At 64.8% G+C, this 22,251-nt stretch carries 23 protein-coding genes; 10 read left to right on the top strand and 13 right to left on the bottom strand.

Annotation, left to right across the window (positions count from 1 at the left end; genetic code table 11):
* The first annotated feature begins 77 nt into the window (after positions 1-77).
* The 3 genes from OYT13_RS04205 to hemP all read left to right on the top strand — a co-directional run bounded on the left by OYT13_RS04205 (position 78) and on the right by hemP (position 1,417).
* Positions 78-488: an OsmC family protein gene (locus tag OYT13_RS04205; protein WP_017233111.1), complete on the top strand. Its 411-nt coding sequence runs from the start codon at positions 78-80 to the stop codon at positions 486-488.
* 66 nt (positions 489-554) lie between these two features.
* Complete coding sequence (locus OYT13_RS04200) at positions 555-1,025, top strand: SRPBCC family protein (RefSeq protein WP_017233110.1); 471 nt, start codon at positions 555-557, stop codon at positions 1,023-1,025.
* Positions 1,026-1,180: 155 nt separating this feature from the next.
* Entirely contained in the window at positions 1,181-1,417 is a 237-nt protein-coding gene (gene hemP, locus OYT13_RS04195; protein WP_026131789.1) for a hemin uptake protein HemP, read from the top strand.
* A gap of 400 nt (positions 1,418-1,817) precedes the next feature.
* On the opposite strand, the gene OYT13_RS04190 is transcribed toward hemP, so the two are convergent.
* The 3 genes from OYT13_RS04190 to OYT13_RS04180 form a co-directional block, all read right to left on the bottom strand.
* Positions 1,818-2,225: a GlcG/HbpS family heme-binding protein gene (locus OYT13_RS04190; protein WP_017233108.1), complete on the bottom strand. Its 408-nt coding sequence runs from the start codon at positions 2,223-2,225 to the stop codon at positions 1,818-1,820.
* Between the two features lie 118 nt (positions 2,226-2,343).
* Positions 2,344-3,132: a YdcF family protein gene (locus tag OYT13_RS04185; protein WP_268567300.1), complete on the bottom strand. Its 789-nt coding sequence runs from the start codon at positions 3,130-3,132 to the stop codon at positions 2,344-2,346.
* Between the two features lie 85 nt (positions 3,133-3,217).
* Positions 3,218-3,706 carry a Dps family protein gene (locus tag OYT13_RS04180; protein WP_017233106.1) on the bottom strand — a complete coding sequence of 163 codons (489 nt, stop codon included), beginning with the start codon at positions 3,704-3,706 and terminating at the stop codon, positions 3,218-3,220.
* 241 nt (positions 3,707-3,947) lie between these two features.
* On the opposite strand from OYT13_RS04180, the gene OYT13_RS04175 reads away from it, so the two are divergent.
* The gene (locus OYT13_RS04175) at positions 3,948-4,649 is read left to right on the top strand and encodes a thiamine phosphate synthase (RefSeq protein ID WP_268567299.1); all 702 of its coding nucleotides are present in this window, start codon (positions 3,948-3,950) and stop codon (positions 4,647-4,649) included.
* A gap of 176 nt (positions 4,650-4,825) precedes the next feature.
* Here OYT13_RS04175 and OYT13_RS04170 read toward each other — a convergent pair whose 3' ends face one another.
* Positions 4,826-5,770, bottom strand: a complete 945-nt coding sequence (locus tag OYT13_RS04170) for a LysR substrate-binding domain-containing protein (protein WP_268567298.1) — start codon at positions 5,768-5,770, stop codon at positions 4,826-4,828.
* A gap of 166 nt (positions 5,771-5,936) precedes the next feature.
* Positions 5,937-8,228: an ATP-dependent DNA helicase RecG gene (gene recG / locus OYT13_RS04165; protein WP_268567297.1), complete on the bottom strand. Its 2,292-nt coding sequence runs from the start codon at positions 8,226-8,228 to the stop codon at positions 5,937-5,939.
* A 102-nt stretch (positions 8,229-8,330) separates the two neighbouring features.
* Here recG and queA point away from each other — a divergent pair, with 102 nt between their 5' ends.
* The 5 genes from queA (at position 8,331) to secF (ending at position 14,202) form a co-directional block, all read left to right on the top strand.
* Positions 8,331-9,413, top strand: coding sequence for a tRNA preQ1(34) S-adenosylmethionine ribosyltransferase-isomerase QueA (queA, locus tag OYT13_RS04160; protein ID WP_017233101.1), 1,083 nt, complete (start codon positions 8,331-8,333; stop codon positions 9,411-9,413).
* Positions 9,414-9,550: 137 nt separating this feature from the next.
* Entirely contained in the window at positions 9,551-10,681 is a 1,131-nt protein-coding gene (gene tgt, locus OYT13_RS04155; protein ID WP_017233100.1) for a tRNA guanosine(34) transglycosylase Tgt, read from the top strand.
* 224 nt (positions 10,682-10,905) lie between these two features.
* A complete protein-coding gene (gene yajC, locus OYT13_RS04150) occupies positions 10,906-11,172 on the top strand; it encodes a preprotein translocase subunit YajC (RefSeq protein ID WP_232424572.1) in 267 nt (88 codons plus the stop codon).
* 135 nt (positions 11,173-11,307) lie between these two features.
* On the top strand, positions 11,308-13,200 hold the full coding sequence (secD, locus tag OYT13_RS04145; RefSeq protein WP_268567296.1) for a protein translocase subunit SecD: 1,893 nt from the start codon (positions 11,308-11,310) through the stop codon (positions 13,198-13,200).
* A gap of 24 nt (positions 13,201-13,224) precedes the next feature.
* A complete protein-coding gene (gene secF / locus OYT13_RS04140; RefSeq protein ID WP_017233097.1) occupies positions 13,225-14,202 on the top strand; it encodes a protein translocase subunit SecF in 978 nt (325 codons plus the stop codon).
* A 184-nt stretch (positions 14,203-14,386) separates the two neighbouring features.
* Here secF and purB read toward each other — a convergent pair whose 3' ends face one another.
* Positions 14,387-15,760: an adenylosuccinate lyase gene (purB, locus tag OYT13_RS04135; protein ID WP_017233096.1), complete on the bottom strand. Its 1,374-nt coding sequence runs from the start codon at positions 15,758-15,760 to the stop codon at positions 14,387-14,389.
* A 223-nt stretch (positions 15,761-15,983) separates the two neighbouring features.
* Here purB and OYT13_RS04130 point away from each other — a divergent pair, with 223 nt between their 5' ends.
* Positions 15,984-16,595, top strand: a complete 612-nt coding sequence (locus OYT13_RS04130) for a glutathione S-transferase family protein (protein ID WP_268567295.1) — start codon at positions 15,984-15,986, stop codon at positions 16,593-16,595.
* A gap of 2 nt (positions 16,596-16,597) precedes the next feature.
* On the opposite strand, the gene OYT13_RS25145 is transcribed toward OYT13_RS04130, so the two are convergent.
* The 7 genes from OYT13_RS25145 to OYT13_RS04095 are packed head-to-tail and all read right to left on the bottom strand — an operon-like array spanning position 16,598 to position 22,229.
* Positions 16,598-17,635 carry a lytic transglycosylase domain-containing protein gene (locus OYT13_RS25145; RefSeq protein WP_327198117.1) on the bottom strand — a complete coding sequence of 346 codons (1,038 nt, stop codon included), beginning with the start codon at positions 17,633-17,635 and terminating at the stop codon, positions 16,598-16,600.
* On the bottom strand, positions 17,632-18,783 hold the full coding sequence (locus OYT13_RS04120) for an EscU/YscU/HrcU family type III secretion system export apparatus switch protein (protein WP_268567294.1): 1,152 nt from the start codon (positions 18,781-18,783) through the stop codon (positions 17,632-17,634). The genes OYT13_RS25145 and OYT13_RS04120 overlap by 4 nt, the downstream gene beginning before the upstream one ends.
* A 7-nt stretch (positions 18,784-18,790) precedes the next feature.
* Positions 18,791-19,633 carry a type III secretion system export apparatus subunit SctT gene (gene sctT / locus OYT13_RS04115; RefSeq protein ID WP_268567293.1) on the bottom strand — a complete coding sequence of 281 codons (843 nt, stop codon included), beginning with the start codon at positions 19,631-19,633 and terminating at the stop codon, positions 18,791-18,793.
* Positions 19,634-19,638: 5 nt separating this feature from the next.
* Positions 19,639-19,905 (bottom strand): type III secretion system export apparatus subunit SctS, encoded by a 267-nt coding sequence (sctS, locus tag OYT13_RS04110; RefSeq protein WP_017233091.1) that lies wholly within the window; start codon positions 19,903-19,905, stop codon positions 19,639-19,641.
* Between the two features lie 19 nt (positions 19,906-19,924).
* On the bottom strand, positions 19,925-20,575 hold the full coding sequence (gene sctR / locus OYT13_RS04105) for a type III secretion system export apparatus subunit SctR (protein WP_268567292.1): 651 nt from the start codon (positions 20,573-20,575) through the stop codon (positions 19,925-19,927).
* Positions 20,576-20,623: 48 nt separating this feature from the next.
* Entirely contained in the window at positions 20,624-21,793 is a 1,170-nt protein-coding gene (locus OYT13_RS04100; protein WP_268567291.1) for a hypothetical protein, read from the bottom strand.
* Entirely contained in the window at positions 21,783-22,229 is a 447-nt protein-coding gene (locus OYT13_RS04095; protein WP_017233088.1) for a hypothetical protein, read from the bottom strand. The genes OYT13_RS04100 and OYT13_RS04095 overlap by 11 nt, the downstream gene beginning before the upstream one ends.
* Between the last annotated feature and the right edge of the window lie 22 nt (positions 22,230-22,251).

The following is a 22,251-nucleotide window of genomic DNA, read 5'->3' as shown; positions in this document are numbered from 1 at the left end:
CCGGGCCGTTCTCATCCTCTCCCGATACGTTCCGTGCCGTTCACCCTAACGTTCATTTGGCCCCCACAGGAGCTGCCATGGCTGCAGAAGCGATAGTCACCGCCCATTTGGGCGCCGCAGGTTTTACCACGCCCCTCTCGGACGGCAAGCATGAATGGCTGGCCGACGAGCCCGCGGCGCTCGGCGGCGGCGACCTCGGTCCCGCCCCTGCGGCGTTGCTGCTTTCCAGTCTCGGCGCCTGCACCTCGATCACGTTGCAGATGTATGCGCGGCGCAAGGAGTGGCCGCTCAAGGAAGTGACCGTGACGCTCGCGATGAATCCGGACGGCAAACCGCCCGTCGGGACCACGCAAATCACGCGCAAAATCGAACTGGCCGGAGATTTGTCGGAGGAGCAACGTCAGCGCCTCTTGGAAATCGCGAATGCGTGCCCAATTCACAAGGTGTTATCGGGCACCATTGCCATCGACAGTCTGTTGGTCGAGTAATATTCGGCGCGACGCCGGCATGCTGTCACCGCATGCCGGCCCGCACCGATGGATGGGGAGACTTTCTTGCAGTACGAACACCTGATCGAGGTCAACGACCTCCTGAACCCGCTGGCCTTCGCGTTGACGCGCGATCAACTGTGGCGCGGTCTCGTGCTGCGCGCCGAGCAACCGGAGACTTTCGTGCTCGGACTCGACAAGTGCATCGTGCACGAACGCACCGACGACTCGCTGACCCGCGAGCTGCGCTTCGGTGAAGCGGTAGTGCACGACCGGGTCGTCTTCGAGGCCCAGCAGTGGGTGCGCTACGAGACGGCGGCGACGGATCAGCACGCGGGTGGCACCCTCACCATGCGTATCGAAGAGCCGACGCCGACGCATTACTTCGTGCGCTTCACCTACAGCACCACACTGCAGGAAGACGCCGCCACGGCAGACACGCGCTATAGCGAGTTCGTGAAGTCCGCCTATCGTGAGGCCGATATCGACACCGTCGGGCAGATCCGGGCGCTCGCCGAACAAGGCGCGCTGGGCTAAGCGGTCATCGGCAAGCGATTCGCCGGGCGTGGCGTGCCACCGTCCGGCGAATCCGCGATTAGCCACTCACTATTCGGAATTCACAGCAATAGCCATATTTCAATGTAAATAGTAATGATTCTCATTTAATATCTGTCTCATAGTCAGCCACACGGATGAGCGAGATGACCGCAAGCCACACCCCTGCCCGCCAGACCCCGCCCGCCATGGCACCGCGCCGCACGCTGTCGGCGTCACGTGCGCAAACGGATAAATCGGCCAGCCACACCACGGGGCGCGCGCTCACGAGCGAACACCTGCTGCAAGGCACGCAATGCGTGAACATCCTGCACAACGGACAGACGTATCAGTTGCGCGCCACGCGGTACGGCAAGTTGATCCTGACGAAATAAGACGCGCAATCCGTCACGAATTTTGGCGGCGGCACGACCACGACCGTGCCGCCCCGTTACCGAGTTTTGTGGGGACCACCTCGCCTAAGAGGTGTTTGGCAGTAGCCAGCGAATGCAACGCAATCCCATGTAGTTACGGCAAGCCCCTCTCTACCTGCGTTGCACGCCAGCCAAGCCGTTTTTTTTGTCCGTCCACGCGAGTTTCATTGATGTTCTCCTCGTGGCCCAGCCTGCCAAACCTCAGGGGGTGGCCATCCGGCCTGACAAGCCTTTGCCCCGTCCGCGAGGACGGGTTTTTCTTTCGTGCCGTCGAAAAAAAAGCATCGCCGAACTCATCGACGATGCTTTTTGTCCCTACGGACCTACGGAGGCGGGCGAGTGCCCCGAGGCACTTAGGCGCTCAGGCGCGCTTGACCGCCGCGATCCCAGCCCGCGCGATCTGGGCATCCTGCGTCGACTTCACACCGGACACACCGACCGCGCCAATCACGTTGCCGTCGATCACGATGGGCACGCCGCCTTCGAGCATCGCGGTGTTCGGCGCGCTCAGGAACGCAAAGCGGCCGCCATTGATCATCTCCTCGAACGCGCCGCTTTCACGACGGCCGACCGCGGAGGTCTGCGCCTTGCCCAGCGACATCATGGCCGTGCTGGGCGCCGCACCGTCCATACGATATAGCGACAGCGCGTGACCGCCGTCGTCGACGATCGTGATGCACACGTTCCAACCGTTCGCGGTGGCTTCGGCCACGGCGGCGGCGTTGATCTTCTGCACGTCTTCAACGCTCAGGACAGCTTTCGTCTTCATACGTCTCTCTCGTTTGAGGTTGGCAATTCAAGGAGCCCGCATCCATGCGTGACCCCGATTCGTTCGTCGTCCCTTTGAGACGCCGGTACTTCGTGGCATCGAAAAGGGCATGAAAAGCTCAATGCCCCACGGCCAGGGCCATCCATTCGCGCAGCGCCTGATGCGTGGTGCGCAAGCCACCGACGGTGGGCCACCAGCCGGGAATAACATCCGCTTCGAACGCGTTTGCATTGCAGCACGGTGCGGGTACCACCGTCAGTCCAGCACGTTCGAACTGGTCGCGAGCCCGGCGCATATGCCAGGCGCTCGTGACCAGATAGACGCGCGACACGCCGACGTTCGCCAGCATACGCGCGCTGAAGGTGGCGTTTTGCGCCGTATTCAACGATTGTCCTTCGATCCAGCGCACCGGGACGCCGAATTCTTCGGTCGCGACTTGGGCCATCATGCGCGCCTCGACCACATCGCCAGTCGGACTGCCGCCCGAGACAAGCACCGGCAATTGCGTGCGACGCGCGAGCAGCGCGCCATACCGCACGCGGGCCAACGTGGGGGCCTTCAGATCGGAATCGCGTTCACGCCCGAATTCTGGCGCATGATGGGTCGCCCCGCCACCAAGGATCACCACCGCCTGCGGCAGCGTCGCTGCCGCCCCGCTCGCCCCGCGCGCGGCGTCGAGCGACTTGAGATCGATCGGGGAGCGGGTTTCCAGCGGTCGAGCCAACTGCCGGCCGAACCAAGGCATCGCCTGCACCCATAGCGCAAGTATCGCGACGATCGCCAGCGTTTTGCCGACACGCGGACAGCGCCGCCCGATGGCGACGGCGAAACCCGCTAGCAGCAGTACATTGACCGGCGGCAGGAACAGGCTGACGAGAAGGGTGCGGGCAAGCCAATCGAAGGGCATCCGGCCAGTGTACTGGACTGCACTGCGCAGCGCACCCTTTCTCTATGACATCTTCCGTACGATAGCCGGGCCTGGCGTCAGGCTGTCAGGCCAGCAGGCTGCGCAGCATCCATGCGTTCTTTTCGTGCAGTTGCATGCGTTGCGTGAGCAGGTCGGCGGTCGGCTCGTCGGAGGCGGCGTCGACCGTCGGGAAAATGCCGCGCGCGGTGCGGGTCACCGCTTCCTGCCCTTCGACCAATTGGCGAATCATCTCTTCGGCAGCCGGCACACCGTCGGCTTCGGGAATCGACGACAGCTTCGCAAACTCCTTGTAGGTCCCCGGCGCCGGGTAACCCAACGCGCGAATACGCTCGGCAATCAGGTCGACGGCCAGGGCGAGTTCGTTGTACTGCCCTTCGAACATCAGATGCAGGGTGTTGAACATCGGACCGGTCACATTCCAATGGAAGTTGTGCGTCTTCAGATAAAGCGTGTAGGTGTCGGCCAGCAGATGGCTCAATCCTTCGACGATACGCTTGCGATCCTTCTCGCTGATGCCGATGTTCACACTAGCCACATTGTTCTTCTTTGCCATGATCCGACTCCGTTGGTGATGGTGCCCCCGTCGTACTGTGGGGGCACGCTGGACTGAAATGAAAATGCCGGCGCAGGCCGACGAATCCCGACTTCGGCGGGCATCGGTCCAGTCTATCGGGATCGTGTGACGATACCCGGCACGTCTGGATGTGATGCCTCTCACCCGCCGATGTTTCGCGCGAGCGCTCTCCGTACTTTCCTCGAGACGTGCGCGCTGGCATTCCGGTTACACTGCGCGCATGTCCGCAGACCCCGCAGATTCCGCCTACCGCCTGTCGATGCCCGACCGCCCGGCCGCGCACGACAAAGCGGACCGTGCCACGCCTCCCGCGCAAACGCCTCTGCCGCGCCAACTCCTGGTGACGCCCGATATCGCGACGCGCTCACAGATTGCCGGGTTCGCGTCACAACTCGCGCAAGCACTCGCCCGCGGCATCCGGCTGGTACAGCTTCGCAATCGTTCGCTCGATGCCGACAGCTACCGGGCCTTGGCAGAGAGCGCCCTGGCATTGACCCATGCGGCAGGTGCGCAACTTATCCTCAACCCGCCGCAAAGCGTTACGGATCTCTGGCTCGACGCACCGAACGGCGTGCACGCCAGTACTGTCCCGCAGGCAGACGGCTGGCATCTGACGAGTGCGCGACTCATGGTCTGCGATGCTCGTCCCGCGGGCTGGAAGCTTGTCAGCGCCGCCTGTCACAACGCCGCACAGGTCGAACGCGCCACGCTTCTGGGCCTCGACTTCATTACGCTATCGCCCGTGCTCGTCACCGCGACGCATCCGGACGCCAAGCCGCTTGGCTGGCCCGCATTCACCGCGCTCGCCGCGCAAACGTCGCTGCCGGTGTTCGCCCTCGGCGGCATGCGGGACGACGCCTTGTCGAGCGCGCGCCACGCCGGGGCCTACGGCATCGCCGCCATACGCGCTTTCTGGCCGTAGTCGACGCGCTCAGTCATGGCTTGCCGGGCTTCTCGATGCTTAAGACTAATTCGCCTTATGAAAACGGTCGAGTTAATCGTTTTTATGCGTTCAATAGCTAAAAACAATACGCCGCAGCACCAAGCGACGGCGTATTGCACCTTCAAGCGGTAACGGAACGGGTGGGTCCCGGCGTATCAGTTCGACGTTGCCGGCAGATCGAGGGGAATCACGCCCGGCAGATGGCATCGGGCGATGGCTTGCGCCACGGCGTCGATGGCGGGCAGCCGCGTGAAGCTCTTGCGCCACGCCAGCACGACGCGACGGTCAGGCACTGGTGCCGAGAACGGCACATAGCGCAGCAGACTGTCGGGCGCCTGCGTCTCGGGCACCGACGTCTTCGGCAGCACGGTGATGCCTACGCCGCTGGAGACCATATGACGAATGGTCTCCAGCGAAGAGCCTTCGAACGTCTTCTGGATACCGTCGGCATTCTGCGAGAAGCGCATCAGTTCCGGACACACACCCAGCACGTGATCGCGGAAACAATGCCCACTGCCCAGCAGCAGCATCGTCTCCTGCTTGAGATCGCCCGCGTCGATGTGCTCACGCTCGGACCACGGATGCGAACGCGGCAGCGCCACGACGAACGGTTCGTCGTAAAGCGGGCGCACCATCAGGCCGCTCTCCGGGAACGGCAGTGCCATGACCGCCGCATCGATTTCGCCCTGCTTGAGCAGCTCGATAAGCTTGAGCGTGTAGTTCTCCTGCAGCATGAGCGGCATCTGCGGCGTCGTCTCGATCATCTGTTTGACGAGGGACGGCAGCAGATACGGCCCGATCGTGTAGATCACGCCCAGACGCAGCGGCCCGGCAAGCGGATCGCGCCCCTGCTTGGCGATTTCCTTGATGGCGATCGTCTGCTCGAGCACTCGCTGCGCCTGAGCAACGATCTGCTCGCCGAGCGGCGTCACGCTCACTTCGGCGGCGCCACGCTCGAAAATCTGTACGTTCAGCTCGTCTTCGAGCTTCTTGATGGCCACCGAAAGCGTCGGCTGGCTGACGAAACAGGCTTCCGCTGCGCGACCGAAATGGCGTTCGCGCGCCACCGCCACGATGTACTTGAGTTCCGTGAGGGTCATGTCGTCCTAACCTGTGTAAATTAATCGAATTACCGCAATCGATAGATTTTGTTTTTTATAGCACAATCGAGCGGCGATTGCCCGTTTTCGGTCGACGTCCGCGTTGATGCCAGCGCAGATGCGTCCGTTGACGCCTCGCCGCCCGACCGTCGCGCAGACACCGGCGTTATGCCTTCAGATAGTCTTCCCGCGCCCCGAGCCAGCGCTCCAGGTGCGCCGCCACGGCACCGGGGTGCGACGCGAGCAGCACATCGGCCGCCTCCTGGGCGCCCGGGATCAGCCACGCGTCCTCATTCAGATCGACGAAGCGCAACATCGCCGCGCCCGACTGCCGCGCACCGAGAAATTCGCCCGGGCCGCGAATCTCCAGATCGCGTCGCGCAATGACAAAACCGTCGGTGGTCTCGCGCATCGTTTGCAAACGCGCCTTCGCGCCCATCGACAGTGGTGACGCATACATCAACAGGCATACCGATTCCGCCGAGCCGCGCCCCACGCGTCCGCGCAACTGGTGCAGTTGCGCAAGCCCGAAGCGCTCCGCATGTTCGATGACCATCAGCGAGGCATTCGGCACGTCCACCCCCACTTCGATGACCGTGGTCGCCACCAGCAGATGCGTGTCGCCACGCGTGAAGTCGTCCATCACGGCCGCCTTCTCCGCCGGCGCGAGCCGCCCGTGCACGAGTCCCACACGCAACTCGGGCAGCGCCGCGACCAGTTGGGCATGCGTGTCGACGGCCGTCTGCAATTGCAGCGCCTCGCTCTCCTCGATCAGCGGACAAACCCAGTACACCTGGCGGCCGGCCAGCGCCGCCGCCCGCACGCGTTCGATCACTTCCGGGCGCCGCGTGTCACTGATCAGCTTGGTGACGACGGGACTGCGGCCCGGCGGCAACTCGTCGATCACGGAAACGTCCAGATCGGCGTAGTACGTCATCGCGAGCGTTCGCGGAATGGGCGTCGCGCTCATCATCAACTGATGCGGCATGGCGCTGCCACCCATGCCGGCGGTTTGCATCTTGCTGCGCAGCGCCAGACGCTGTGCCACGCCAAACCGGTGTTGCTCGTCGACTACCGCCATGCCCAGTCGCGCAAACGTGACGGTATCCTGAATGATGGCGTGCGTGCCGATGACCAGTTGCGCGTCGCCGCTCGCCACGCGCGCGAGGGCCTCGCGCTTTTCCTTCGCCTTCATGCTGCCCGCCAGCCACGCGACCTCGACGCCCAACGGCGCAAGCCAGCCCGAGAGTTTGCGCAGATGCTGCTCCGCAAGGATTTCGGTCGGCGCCATGATCGCCGCCTGATACCCTGCGTCGATGGCCTGTGCCGCGGCCAGCGCCGCAATGATCGTCTTGCCGCTGCCCACGTCGCCCTGAAGCAGGCGCTGCATCGGATGCGGTTCGGCAAGATCGGCGCGGATCTCGGCCCACACGCGTTGCTGAGCGCCGGTCAGGCGAAACGGCAGCGCCGCCTCGAAGCGTTCGAGCAAGCCCCCCGGCACGCGGGCGCCGAGCGCAGGGGCCGCGAGCCGTCGACGCGCCGCCTGTGCCCGTTTGAGCGACAGTTGCTGCGCGAGCAACTCCTCGCACTTGATGCGCAGCCATGCCGGATGCGAGCGCTCGACAAGCGCTGTCTCGGACACATTGGGCGGAGGCGCGTGCAGCAGGTGGACGGCGTCGGACAACGCCGGGAGCGGATGCTCGGGCCCCATGACACGCTGAAGCAGTCCTGGCGGCAGCAACTCCGGCAACGGCGTGCGCTCCATCGCGTTGTGGATCGCTTTGCGCAGATACGCTTGCGACAGGCCCGCCGCGCTCGGGTACACCGGCGTGAGGGACTCCGGCAGCGGCGCGGCGGCGTCCTGCACCACGCGATACGCGGGGTGGACCATCTCCAATCCGAAGAAGCCGCCACGCACTTCGCCACGCACTCGCACGCGCGTGCCAACGGCGAGTTGCTTCTGCTGGCTGCCGTAGAAATTCAGAAAACGCAGCACAAGTTCGTGGCCTTCGTCCGCAATGCGTACGACCCATTGACGGCGCGGCCGGTAGGCCACTTCACTTGACGTGACGACGCCCTCCACCTGCGCCAGTTCGCTCGGCAGCACTTCGCCGATCTTGCGCAGGGTGGTTTCGTCCTCGTAGCGCATCGGCAGATGCAGAATCAGATCGATGTCGCGCTTCAGGCCGAGCTTGGCGAGCTTGTCGGCCGTGCCCGAGCCGGTCGTCTTGCGCGCGGCGGCCTTCGCGTTTTTCGGTGACTGGGAGGACTGGGTGGACGTGGCGGGGGCCGCGTCGTCCTCCCCTGTCGGCGCCTGCGCCGGCGCAGCCGGGCGCCGACCGCGCTTCGCGGCGGGACGTGGTGCGACATCGGTCTGTGCACCGGCGGCATCGGCAAGGTCCACGAGGTCGGCAGGGGCGTCGTCAGGCGCGGTGGCGGGCATTCTGCGTTCGGTCATGCAGTCGCGAGTCGGGGACGTTCGGCCGTGAGGCGCACACCGTGCCGGCAGGCCTTCGGACGAACCAAGTAAAATGTCGGTTGCTACGCATTGTAAACGCTGATGTATACCCTTTCCGATTTCGATTTCGACCTGCCGCCCGAACTGATCGCGCAGACCGCGCTCACCGAGCGCACCGCCAGCCGCCTGCTGGAGGTCGACGGCAGCGTCACGCCGCCCCATCTGTACGACCGGCGCTTCGCCGATCTGCCTAGCCTGCTCGCCCCCGGCGACTTGCTGGTGTTCAACGACACCCGTGTCATCAAGGCGCGCCTGTTCGGCCAGAAGGCGAGCGGCGGCAAGATTGAGGTGCTCGTCGAGCGAGTGATCGACAACCGCACCGTGCTCGCGCAGATCCGGGCGAGCAAGAGCCCGACGCCCGGCACCGTGCTGCATCTGGCCGATGCGTTCGACGTGACCGTTGGCGAGCGCGTCGAACCGTTCTACACGCTGCACTTCCCGGACGACTGCTATACGCTGCTGGAGACCTACGGCCGCCTGCCCTTGCCGCCGTATATCGCACACGACGCCGACGCCGCCGACGAAACGCGCTACCAGACCGTGTATGCCCGCAACCCGGGCGCGGTGGCCGCGCCGACCGCTGGGCTGCATTTCGACGACAGCCTCTTCGCCCACCTCGACGCACTGGGCGTGCACCGCGCCACACTGACGCTGCACGTGGGCGCCGGCACGTTCCAGCCGGTGCGCGTGGAGAACATCGGCGAACACAAGATGCACTCGGAGTGGTACGAAATCACGCCGTCGCTGGTCGACGCCATCGCCGCCACCCGCGCGCGCGGCGGCCGCGTCGTCGCGGTCGGCACGACGTCGATGCGTGCCCTGGAGTCGGCCGCGCAAGCCACGCTGGCTGCGGGTGGGGCGCCGGGCACCTTGCGCGCCGGCAGTGCCGAGACGGACATTTTCATCACGCCGGGCTACCATTTCCAACTGGTCGACCGGCTCATTACCAACTTCCACTTGCCCAAATCGACCTTGCTCATGCTGGTGTCGGCGTTCTCGGGGATGGAGACGATCCGCGCGGCCTACCGGCATGCGATCGAGCAGCGCTACCGCTTCTTCAGCTACGGCGACGCGATGATCCTCTCGCGCGTGGCGCCTCACGACGCGCCGAAAGCCGCCGCCTGACGCGGCACGGCCGTTGGATCGACGGCCGTGCGACCCGGTACAATAGCGGCTTGGCCGCGCATGGGGCGCCGGCCGCTTATTTGACGTCCTGTGCGGGCGCCGGCTTGTGTTGCCGGTGGTGCCGGGGCGCACGACACATGCTCAAGTTCGAACTCATCACCACCGACGGACAAGCCCGCCGGGGGCGCGTCACGCTCAACCACGGCGTGGTCGAGACACCCATCTTCATGCCGGTCGGCACCTACGGCTCGGTCAAGGCGATGTCGCCGGCCGAATTGGTCGAGAACAACGCCCAGATCATCCTCGGCAATACCTTCCACCTTTGGCTGCGCCCCGGGCTGGAGACGATCGCCGCCCACGGCGGGCTGCATCGCTTCATGGGCTGGGATCGTCCGATTCTCACGGATTCCGGCGGTTTTCAGGTATTCAGCCTCGGTGAGCTGCGCAAGATCAGCGAGGAAGGCGTGAAGTTCGCGTCGCCTGTGAATGGCGACCGTCTCTTCCTCTCGCCCGAAATCTCGATGCAGATCCAGCACGTGCTCAACTCGGACATCGTCATGCAGTTCGACGAATGCACGCCGTACGAGATCGACGGCCGCCCGGCCACGGAAGTCGAGGCCGGCCAGTCGATGCGCATGTCGATGCGCTGGGCCAAGCGCTCCATCGACGAATTCAACCGTCTAGAGAACCCGAATGCCCTGTTCGGGATCGTGCAAGGCGGCATGTACGAACATTTGCGCGACGAGTCGCTCGCCGGGTTGTCGGAACTGGACTTTCACGGCTATGCGATCGGCGGGTTGTCGGTCGGCGAGCCGAAGGAAGACATGATGCGCGTGCTCCAGCACGTGGCGCCGCGGCTGCCGGCGAACAAACCCCACTACCTGATGGGGGTCGGCACACCGGAGGACCTCGTGGCTGGCGTGGCGGCGGGCGTCGACATGTTCGACTGCGTGATGCCCACGCGTAACGCGCGCAATGGATGGCTCTTCACGCGATTCGGCGATCTGAAGATCCGCAATGCGTCGCACAAGACCGATACGCGCCCTCTGGACGAAACTTGCGGCTGTTACGCCTGTCGAAACTTCTCGCGCGCCTACCTGCACCATTTGCAGCGAGCCGGGGAAATTCTGGGCGCGCGGCTCAACACCATCCACAACCTGCATTACTATCTCACGCTGATGCAGGAAATCCGGGATGCCATCGAAGCGCACCGTTTCGACGCTTTCGTCGCCCAGTTCCGGGCCGATCGCGCGCGCGGCGTGCATTGACGGCCGTCGCGCGCCAGCGGGCGCCGAAACCCCGGAGACCGGGGTTGGGCAGTGGTAAAATGTCGGGCTTGGATCCTGCATCCACGCACCGAAACACACGCCGCGCGTGTCCGGAGCTCCGGCCACACGCGGCTTTTACACGTCTTACATAAGGAGAACCGAACGTGCTGATTTCCAATGCCTTCGCTCAGACGGCAGGCGCCGCGAGCCCGACCAGCAACCTGATGAGCTTCCTGCCGCTGGTGCTGATGTTCGTGGTGCTGTACTTCATCATGATCCGTCCGCAAATGAAGCGCCAGAAAGAAACGCGCAACATGCTGTCGGCCCTCGCCAAGGGCGACGAAGTCGTGACCTCGGGCGGCCTGGCCGGTCGTATCTCGAAGGTCGGCGAGACCTTCGTGACCGTGGAGATCGCTGAAAACGTCGAAATCAACGTGCAGAAGGGTGCGATCACCACCCTGCTGCCGAAGGGCACCATCAAGGCGCTCTGAGCCTTCGCGCCACTGCACGCGGCCGCCTTCAACGGCGGCCGCCGTGCATGGCGACGCCGGCCTTGGCGACCCTCGTTGCCATGCCAGCCGGTCTGAAGCACGGTTTGCCACATGGCATCACCCTAGCCCGCTGCTATGAATCGCTATCCTCTCTGGAAGTACATCCTCATTCTGGTGGCGCTTGCCATCGGGGTGTTCTATACGCTGCCCAACCTGTTCGGTGAAACACCGGCAGTACAGATTTCCAGCGTCAAGGCGACCGTCAAGGTCGATGCCTCGACGCTCGCGCGCGCCGAAGACGCGCTCAAGGCGCAGAACATCGCCTATCAAGGCGCCGTGTTCGACAGCACGGGCAACAACCCGAGCGTGCGCATTCGCTTCGCCGACACCGACACGCAATTGCGGGCCAAGGACATGCTCCAGACGGCGCTGAACAGCGACCCGACGGACCCGACCTACGTCGTCGCGCTTAACCTGCTCTCGGCCTCGCCGGAATGGCTCACCCGAATCCACGCGCTGCCGATGTATCTCGGTCTCGACCTGCGTGGCGGGGTGCACTTCCTGCTGCAAGTCGACATGGCCGGCGCCATCACCAAGCGCCTGGACGCGAGCGCCGCCGATGCCCGCACGCTGCTGCGCGACAAGAACATCCGCCACAACGGCGTGACGCGTACGGACACTGGCATCGAAGCCGTCTTCAGCGACCAGAACGACGCCGAGCGCGCCCGCGGTGCCCTGACCGACGGCCTGCCCGATCTGTCCTACACCACGCAAGCCGGCCCGAACGGGACGTTCAAGGTCGTGGGCGCCTTCACGGAAGCTGCCCGTCGTGCGGTACAGGACAACGCCGTCAAGCAGAACATCGTCACGCTGCATAACCGGGTGAACGAACTCGGTGTGGCCGAGCCGGTGATTCAGCAGGAAGGCCCGGACCGCATCGTCGTGCAGTTGCCCGGCGTGCAGGACACCGCCAAGGCGAAGGACATCATCGGCCGTACGGCAACGCTCGAAGCGCGTCTGGTCGATCCGGACGCCCCGCGCCTCATCACGGCCGACACACCGGTGCCGCCGCAGGACGAATTGTTCCTGCACGGCAACGGCGCGCCGGTGATGCTCAAGCGTCAGGTGATCTTCAGCGGCGATCGCATCACCAGCGCGTCCGCGGGCTTTGACGATCACCAGCAACCGTCGGTGAACATCAAGCTCGACGCCGCCGGCGGCCGTGTGCTGCGCGACGTCTCGCGCGACAACATCGGCAAGCCGATGGCCATCGTGCTGTTCGAGAAGGGCAAGGGCGAAGTGCTGACGGTGGCGAACATCCGCAGCGAACTGGGCCAGAGCTTCCAGATCACCGGCGTGGGCTCGGCGCAGGGCGCCAACGACCTGGCACTGCTGCTGCGCGCCGGTTCGCTGGCCGCCCCGATGGAGATCATCGAAGAACGCACGATCGGTCCGAGCCTGGGTGCCGATAACGTGCACAAGGGTGTCGACTCGGTGCTGTACGGCCTGATCGCCATCGCCGTGTTCATGATGGCGTACTACATGCTGTTCGGCGTGTTCTCGGTGATCGCCCTGCTGTTCAACCTGTTGCTGCTGGTGGCCGTGCTCTCGATGATGCAAGCCACGCTGACGCTGCCGGGGATTGCCGCTATCGCGCTCACACTCGGTATGGCCATCGATGCGAACGTGCTGATCAACGAACGCATTCGCGAAGAGTTGCGCGCGGGTGCGTCGGCACAGAAGGCGATTTCGCTGGGCTTCGAGCATGCCTGGGCGACGATTCTGGACTCGAACGTGACCACGCTCATCGCCGGTCTGGCGCTGCTGGCGTTCGGTTCGGGCCCGGTGCGCGCGTTCGCCGTGGTGCACTGCCTGGGTATTCTGACCTCGATGTTCTCGGCCGTGTTCTTCTCGCGCGGTCTGGTCAACCTGTGGTACGGCGGCCGTCGCAAGCTCAAGACGCTGGCGATCGGTCAGGTCTGGCGCCCGGACGGTGCGAAAAACGCACCCGACGCAGGCGAGCAATAACCGCAGGCGCGAGAGGAAACAGTCATGGAATTTTTCCGCATCAAGAAAGACGTGCCGTTCATGCGGCACGCCCTGATCTTCAACATCATCTCGGCGCTCACGTTCGTGGCGGCGGTGTTCTTCCTGCTCACGCGGGGGCTGCACATGTCGATCGAGTTCACCGGCGGTACGGTCATGGAAGTGGCCTACACGCAGGCGGCCGATCTCGAGAAGATCCGTGGCGAAGTCGGCAAGCTGGGCTATCGCGACGTGCAGGTGCAGAGCTTCGGCACCTCGCGCGACGTGATGATCCGCCTGCCGATCCAGAACGGTTCTGACGGCAAGCAGGTCACCAGTGCGCAGCAAAGCGACGCCGTGATGTCCGCCCTGAAGGCCGACGCCCCCGATGTGCAGTTGCGTCGCGTGGAATTCGTCGGTCCGCAGATCGGCCACGAGTTGTTCACGGATGGCCTGCTGGCGCTGACCTTCGTGGTCATCGGCATCATCATCTACCTGTCGTTCCGCTTCGAATGGAAATTCGCGGTGGCCGGCGTGATCGCCAACCTGCACGACGTGGTGATCATTCTGGGCTTCTTCGCCTACTTCCAGTGGGAGTTCTCGCTGGCGGTGCTGGCGGGGGTGTTGGCCGTGCTCGGCTACTCGGTGAACGAATCGGTCGTGATCTTCGACCGGATTCGCGAGACGTTCCGCAAGATGCGCAAGGCGACGGTGCGCGAGGTGATCGACCACGCCATCACGACAACCATGTCGCGTACGATCATCACGCACGCGAGCACGGAAATGATGGTGCTGTCGATGTTCTTCTTCGGTGGACAGACGCTGCACTACTTCGCGCTCGCCCTGACCGTGGGTATTCTGTTCGGTATCTACTCGTCGGTGTTCGTGGCCGCGGCCATTGCGATGTGGCTCGGCGTGAAGCGTGAAGACCTCATCAAGCACAGCAACAAGGATGGTGAAGAAGGCGTCGATCGCAACGACCCGAACTTCGGCGCCCGAGTCTGACCGGCTCACTGCGCTCCGTCAGGAAGACCGCCGGCATGTCCGGCGGTTTTTTTTCGCCGGTGCATTGTGCGCTCCGCGTTGCGACAGCGGCTTCCCACGTTGCCCTGCGCAGGCTGCCGTCACCATGCAAAACGGGCCGCAAAAGCGGCCCGTTTCGTTGAAGCAGAAAGCGTGTTGGACGCGCTCAGACCCGCTTGGCGAGCGATTCGGCGATACCGATGTAGTTCGCCGGCGTCATTTGCAGCAGACGCGCCTTTGCGTCTTCCGGAATAGCCAGTTGCTTGATGAAGTCCTGCAACGCTTCGCGCGTGATGCCCTTGCCGCGCGTCAGCTCCTTGAGCTGCTCGTACGGGTTGGGAATGCCGAAGCGGCGCATCACGGTCTGTACCGGCTCGGCCAGCACTTCCCACGTATTGTCGAGATCGTCGTTCAGACGCTGCGGATTGACTTCGAGCTTGTCCAGGCCCCGCTTGCACGAGTCGTACGCCAGCAGACTATAGCCGAACGCCACGCCGATGTTACGCAGCACGGTCGAGTCGGTCAGGTCACGCTGCCAGCGCGAAACCGGCAGCTTGTCGGCCAGATGGCGCAGTACGGCGTTCGCCAGCCCGAGGTTGCCTTCCGAATTCTCGAAATCGATCGGGTTGACCTTGTGCGGCATGGTCGACGAACCGATCTCGCCGGCCTTCGTCTTCTGCTTGAAGTAGCCGACCGAGATATAACCCCAGATATCGCGGTTCAGGTCGAGCAGGATGGTGTTCGCACGCGCAACGGCGTCGAACAGCTCGGCCATGTAATCGTGCGGCTCGATCTGGATCGTGTACGGGTTGAACGTCAGGCCCAGGCGCTGCTCGATCACGGCCTTCGAGAAGGCTTCCCAATCGTATTCCGGGTAGGCCGAGAGGTGGGCGTTGTAGTTACCGACCGCACCGTTCATTTTGGCGAGCAGCTCGACGCGGCGAACGCGCTCGAGCGCGCGTGCAAGTCGTACGGCCACGTTCGCGAGTTCCTTGCCGAGCGTAGTCGGCGACGCCGGCTGACCGTGCGTGCGCGAGAGCATCGGCTGGGCGGCGTGTTCGCGGGCCAGTTCGCCGAGCTTGGCGACCAGCGATTCGAGCGCGGGCACGACGACCTTGTCGCGCGCGCCCTTGATCATCAGGCCGTGCGAGGTGTTGTTGATGTCTTCCGACGTGCAGGCGAAGTGGATGAACTCGCTCGCCTTTTCGAGCTCCGCCTGCCCCTGCACCTTCTCCTTGAGCCAGTACTCGACAGCCTTCACGTCGTGGTTCGTGACCTTCTCGATGTCCTTGATGCGCTGCGCATCGGCGTTCGAGAACTGGGTGGCCAGGCTCAGCAGGAACGTCTCCGCTTCGGCCGAGAACGGGGCGATTTCGGCGAAACCGGCCTTGGACAGGGCGATCAGCCAATGGATCTCGACCGTCACGCGATGGCGCATGAACGCCGCTTCGGACAGCCACGGACGCAGGGCGTCGGTCTTGCTGGCATAACGGCCGTCGAGCGGAGAAAGCGCGGTCAATGGGGAGAATTCGTCGGACATGGCACTGGGCACCGAAAAAGAAAATCGGGGGAGCCGGCGAGCCGCCAACTCGGAAAGGCCAGCATTTTACCATTCTCGGCCTCGCCCATCCTGGGACGAATCGATTTCACCGGAATTCGGGCAGGACTCGCCCCGCGCTGCGGCATACGCAACACGCATGCGCGAGCGCCCGGAGCCCACGTTATACTCTCCCCCGCCCTACCGCGATTTATCAAGGATTCACATGAAGTTGATCGGTGCCCTCGCCAGTCCCTACGTTCGCAAAGTCCGCATTGTGCTGGCTGAGAAGAAGCTCGACTACAAGCTCGAGCTGGAGAACGTGTGGGCCGACGACACGCGCATCCAGCAGTCCAACCCGCTGGGCAAAGTGCCGTGTCTGGTCATGGAGGACGGCGAAGCCGTGTTCGACTCGCGCGTGATCTGCGAGTACCTCGATACGCTCTCCCCGGTGGGCAAGCTCATCCCCCCTTCGGGCCGCGAACGCGCCGAAGTGCGCTGCTGGGAGGCCCTCGCCGATGGCGTGACGGACGCCGCCGTGCAGATTCGCGTCGAGGCGATGTTCCACGACGAAGCCTCGCGTTCGCAGGCGCTCATCGACCGCCAGCGCAGCAAGATCGACGAAGCGCTGCGCGCAATGGCGCGTGGACTCGACGAACGCCAATGGTGTGCGAGCAACCGCCTCACGCTGGCCGACGTGGCCGTCGTCTGTGCGCTCGGCTACCTCGATTTCCGGTTTCCGGAGATTGCCTGGCGCGACGCCCACCCCAATTTGGCCGATCACTTCGAACGCATGTCCGCGCGCCCGTCGGTCGTCGACACCACCCCCACGCGCTAGTCCTATCCGCCGACCGCAGGGCCAGCGCCTCGCGATTGGCCGCGCGCGGGCATGACGACCGCCGGCCGGTCGCCTCCACGGCTGTCGGAGGCTTCCGCCGACGGGCTGCGTGTCAGCAGTGCCCCCACCCCTCGCAGCAAACGCCAGGCGCGTTCCCTCGCGGCCTCGTTCGAGGACATATCGCCGCGCTCCCGAGCCGGCGTTGTCGTGGCGGGCGCCTTGGTATCGGGTGTCGTATCGACAAGGACGGCGGCAGGCTGCATGGGCTGCATGGGTGGCAAAGGTCGCGAGGGCACCGCTGGCACCGGACTCGCGTCGCGTAGCCGAGCGTATCCGGCCATCACCTTGCGCACGTAATTCTGCGTCTCCGGGAACGGCGGGATCTGACGCCCATAACGCAGCACCGCCCCCTCCCCCGCGTTGTAGGCCGCCAATGCCAGCGTCAGGTCGCCGTCGAAGCGCGCCAGCAGCCAGCGGACGTAGGACGCCCCAGCGCGTACATTCTCCGCCGGGTCTTCGAGACGTCGCACGCCGAAGCGCTCGCCAGTGCGCGGCAGCACCTGCATCAACCCGATCGCCCCCCGCACCGACACCGCCTGCGGATCATATCCCGATTCGGTGTCGATAATGGCGTGCAGCAGCGCCGCATCAACCGACGCGACTTGCGCCGCGCGTTGCACCACCGCGTCGAAGGGCAGCGCGGGGTCGGCAGACGTCGGTGCGTCCGTGTCGCGAGAGGTAGCGACGACAGATATCGGTGCCGCCGTGTCGCGGGAGTTGGCGATGATCGACGTCGGTGCGTTCGCGTCGCCGGGGCTGGCGTCGACAGGCGCAGGCGCGGGCCGCACCAACGCGTCTGGCGTGGCCCGCGGCACGGGTACCACGAGCTGCGCGTCAGCCACTCGCGGGTGACGCGGCAGCAATCCCCCGTCCATCGCCCATACGGACATCGACGGCCCCATCATGCTCAACACGCTGAGCACGCCTCCCGCGAGCCGTGCGCGCCACCCGCACAAGTCCCGAATCCGGCGCCCACTCATACGCCGTCTCCCGAAGCCAAGCGCGTGGGCGCGTCCTTCATGCCGCCTCCGACGCAGCCGTCCTGCGGCATTGCATCGGCGTGCGGCGTGGCGTTCGCCGCTTGCACCTCATAAGGCAGGTCGAGCGCGAGCCGCAGAATCGCGGCCACTGCGTCGAACAGATCGGGGGGAATCGGTGCGTCGATCTCGACGTCGTCCATCAGGCGGCGCGCCACGGGCACGTGCTCGACTATCGGCACGCCTTCGCGCTCGGCGAGCCGGACGATGGTCCGCGCGCGTTCGTTGCGGCCCTTCTCGATCACCATCGGCACGGCCGTCTCGCCGGGCACGTAGCGCAGGCAAATCGCGATGCGGGTCGGGTTGCGCACCACGGCCGTCGACCGCTTCACGTTGTCCGACAGACTGCCGCTTTCGATCGTTTCCCGATGAATGTCGCGCCGCTTGTTCTTGATCTCCCGGTTGCCCTCGACCTCCTTGGATTCCCGCTTGATCTCGTCGTGGGACATCATCAATTGCTTGCGAAGCTGATACTTCTGATACGCGAAGTCGAGCCCGCCGAACACCACGTACGCGATAACCAACACCGCCATCAGCCAGAACATCAACCGCACCGTGAGGGCAAGACCGCACGACGGCCCGCACTGCGGCAGCGCGGCGAGCGACGGCGTGTACTGTCGGATCAGATAGAAAAAGACCACGGCCAGCACCGCCACCTTGACGAGCGACTTGCCGAATTCGAAGAGCGACTGCATCGAGAACAGTTGTTTGGCCTTGGCGATGGGATCGATCCGTTCATACTTGGGACGAACGCTCTCGGGCGCCACGAGCATGCCGACCTGCAAAACCATCGCCAGCCAAGTCGTCACGATCAACAGCACGGCAAGACCGCCCACGAAACGCACGAAGAGCAGCAGCGACGGTCCGAGCATGCCGCGCACGGCGTCGTCCACCGGATCGTTGAGCAGCCCTAACATGCGCGCGACGAGCGCTTGCAGCGCGTCGTAAAGCGCCGGGCCTTCGAACGTCAGCCACGCCAGCACCACGCCGAGTTGCATGCACACGGCAAGATCGGCGCTCTTCGCGACGCGCCCCTTCTTGCGCTCGTCTTCGATCTTCTTGGGGGTGGGCGGCTGGCTCTTTTCGCTCATGTCGGCCTCAGGATGCAGGCAGCGCCAGCGCGGCCCAGGCGCGAAACACGTCGGGCAGCCGATACCAGCCCTGCAGCGGCACGGCGACGGCAAACGGCAGACTGGCCACCGTCACCAGCAGCGCCATCGCGCTTTTCACCGGCATGGCGAGAAAAAAAACGTTGAGCTGTTGCGCGGCCCGGTTGATGAAGCCCATCGACATATCGACCAGCACCATCACGACCATCGCCGGCAGCGCCACCGCCACGCACATCACCTGCATCGCCTGCCAGAGCGCGAGCAGCCAGGCCACGCTGTCGTCGTGCCATTGCCACGGCTGCCCCACCGGCAGCGCGGCGTAGGAGTCATATAACGCGGTGAGTAAGGCCTGCGCCGCCGGGGTGACAAAGAACAGCACGCAAAGCATCTGAGTGAGCGCGATGCCGAAGACCGACGACTGCGCCCCCATCAACGGATTGAGCACGCTCGCCATGGACGCGCCGCGCATCGTGTCGATCACGTACCCCGTCATGTCGACGGCCCAGAACGGCAGCGCGGCGGCAAAGCCGAGCAGGCCGCCGATGCACAACTCGCGCAGCACCAGCATGCCCCATGCGCCCCAGTGCGACGGCAATTCCGGGCTAGCATGCACGAGCGACACCACCGGCAAAGCGAGCGCCAGCACCAGCGCATTGCGCAACATGCCGGCGCCGAGCATGCCGACGGAGAACACCGGCAGCAGCATCGCAATGCCCAGCGGGCGCAGCATCGCCACGCCCCACGCCACCAACCAGCCATACAGGTCGGCCCACAGCGGCGAGAGCAAGGTGTCGACGCCGGGCGCCATGCCCGGCACGAAGGGGGACGTCATGCCGCTCACCGCATCCGGCTGATCTGCTCGAACGCGTTACCCGCGTAATGCAGCAGCACATGGCCCATCCACGCATAGGTGGCGGCCAGCGTGACCGATACCGCGATGAGCTTGATGAGGAACTGCACGGTCTGATCCTGCACCTGCGTAAGCGCCTGCACCAGCGAGACCAGCACGCCGACCGCCGCCGCCACCACCACGGTGGGCAGCGACAGGAGGAGCGTAAGCCAAAGCATCTCGCTCGTGAGATTGACGACGATGGCTTCACTCATGGGTGCGCTCCGGGCCGCGTCATGCGTAGGAGAGCATCAACTGGCGCACCAACTGCTCCCAACCGTTCATCATGACGAAGATCAGTAACTTGAACGGGAGAGCAATGGTCATGGGCGAGACCATCATCATGCCCATCGCGAGCAGGATGTTCGAGATCACCAGATCGATCACAACATACGGCAGGTACAGCAGCAGCCCGATCTTGAACGCTTCGGCGAGTTGGCTCAGCGCGAACGCCGGCATCAGGACGAGCAGCGAGTCGCTGCCCAGGCGGTCGCGATGCGCCTCCGGCCAGGTATCGCGGCCGACGCTGGCGAAGAAGTCGCGTTGTCTCGCGTCGGTGTGACGGGTGAGAAATGCACGGTAGGGCGAAAGGACGCTCGCATCGACATCGGCCACGAAATCCTTGGACGACAGCGATACCGGACGCGTCTCGAGATTGGCCTCGATGTCGAAGGCCACCGGGGCCATGATGAAGCAGGTAAGCACGAGCGATAAGCCGTAAATCGCGATGTTGGGCGGAATCTGCTGCGTGCCGAGCGCATTGCGCAACAGGGCGAACACGACCGCCAGCTTCAGAAACGCGGTTCCCAGCACCACCAGCAACGGCATGATCGAGAGCAGCGACAGTACGACGACGAGCTGCACCGGGTGGTCGAGCAGGGACATGCAAACTCCAATGAGCGGCGTTGACGACCGGGTGGGGTATCCGAGAGGTTAGGTCGTCTCCGGATGCACGCCCATCCGGTCACGACCCGAAATGGCGCGGGGAGAATCGCGCTCACCGGGCGCGTCACCTTCGGTGAGGGCGACCTCAAGCGAAGCGTTCGCGGCGAATGCGCCGATCACGCTGTCGATGCACACCGCGAGTCGTCCGTCGTCGAAACGCAGCAAACGCCCGACGGCCCACGGTGTGTCGTCACGCAGGAGCGTGATTCGATCGGCCGACAACGAGCAAGCGATTGCCTCGCTTTGGGAAACGGCATCGTTGCCTGAACGCCAGGCGGTCAGGAACGGAATGGGAAATTGCCTTTCTGCGACGAGGGCAGACAAACGCACGGTGGCTGCTCCCTGGCGCGCTCCGGCCGCCGTCGACAGGGTGTCGTCGGGGGGACTGGCGTTCGTGTCGTCGAGTTGCAGGACGCGCCGATCCAACGGCCGGCCGTCACGCATGGCCATGGCGCGGTCGCCGTCCACAAGCCAATACTCACCGCCTGCGATGTGAGCCGCCACGTCGAGGAGTACGGCGTCTCCCACCTGCAGATGCTCGCATTGCGCGCTGGGCAAGGTCGCCCACCCCGCCACCAGCGCACATCGACGCGTCGGCAATCCCGACGGATCGAGCGCGGTGTCGCCTGGCGTCGCCCGCCGGCAGCGCTCACACAGCCACGACGTCGCGCCGTCGAGATACATCAACGCCAACCGACGTCCCTCTCGCTGCAACACCATGCCCACACGCCACGCTGTCTCCACTTCCGCGGCCGCGACGTCAGTCGCGCGCGGCCACGAACTGGTATCGCGGGCCGCGTCGGCCGCACTGACCGCGGCGTCGAGCGACATATCCGCGCTCACATCGCCCGTCGCCAGCGTGAGCGACGCCGCGCTGGCCCGCCACGAGGGCGGCAGCGCGTCCCACGACGGAACCGGCAGGTTCGGCGCGAGCCAGTCGCGCCACTGCTGCGCGTCGCACCAGAAGCGCGTCTGGCAGACAAGACCGTCGTCGACGCGTGCCGTCACGACAAGACCGTCCCCTCCCGCACGTAGCCAACCAACTCGGACTCCGGTATCGCCTTCGACAAAAGCCACGCAGGCCACGCCCATGAGCGCCTCATCCAACGGCCCCGGCGTCGACGCCGCGATGAACCCGACGTCCGGCTCAAGGGGCATATCGCGCCTCGACTTCGATCGTGACGGACACCTTCAGGCGCGACGTCAGGGCGCGCTCGAGCCGCCCTCGATGCGCCAGCAAGCGCCGGTACATCGTGAGCCGCACGCAGAGCAGACTCACCGTCACGCCCTGCCGTCCGCGCCGCGCTTCGACGACCAACGCATCGAGCGCGCCACCATGCACCAACACGCGCAACGAACTGCCGCCGTCCCAGTTGGCCTCCTGGCGCATGTGCCAGACACGCAACCAACGCAGCACATCCGCGGGTCCGGACACGCACGCGGCCGGCTCGCATGCCAGGGTGAAGGTCCGTTCGTGACGGTCGCCGCTTGGCCTTCCATCGGGCGTTGCCGTGCCGCGCCGCTGCGACGACGAACGGTCGGACAAGCTGACGAACGCATCGGCTGACGGGCCGCTTCGGTGAATGGTACGCATCGTGAAGTCCTCTTGATGGCAA

Source organism: Pandoraea sp. XJJ-1, assembly GCF_026802345.1.
In the GTDB taxonomy this organism is placed as follows: Bacteria; Pseudomonadota; Gammaproteobacteria; order Burkholderiales; family Burkholderiaceae; genus Pandoraea; species Pandoraea cepalis.
This window is presented reverse-complemented; position numbering and strand designations above follow the sequence as displayed.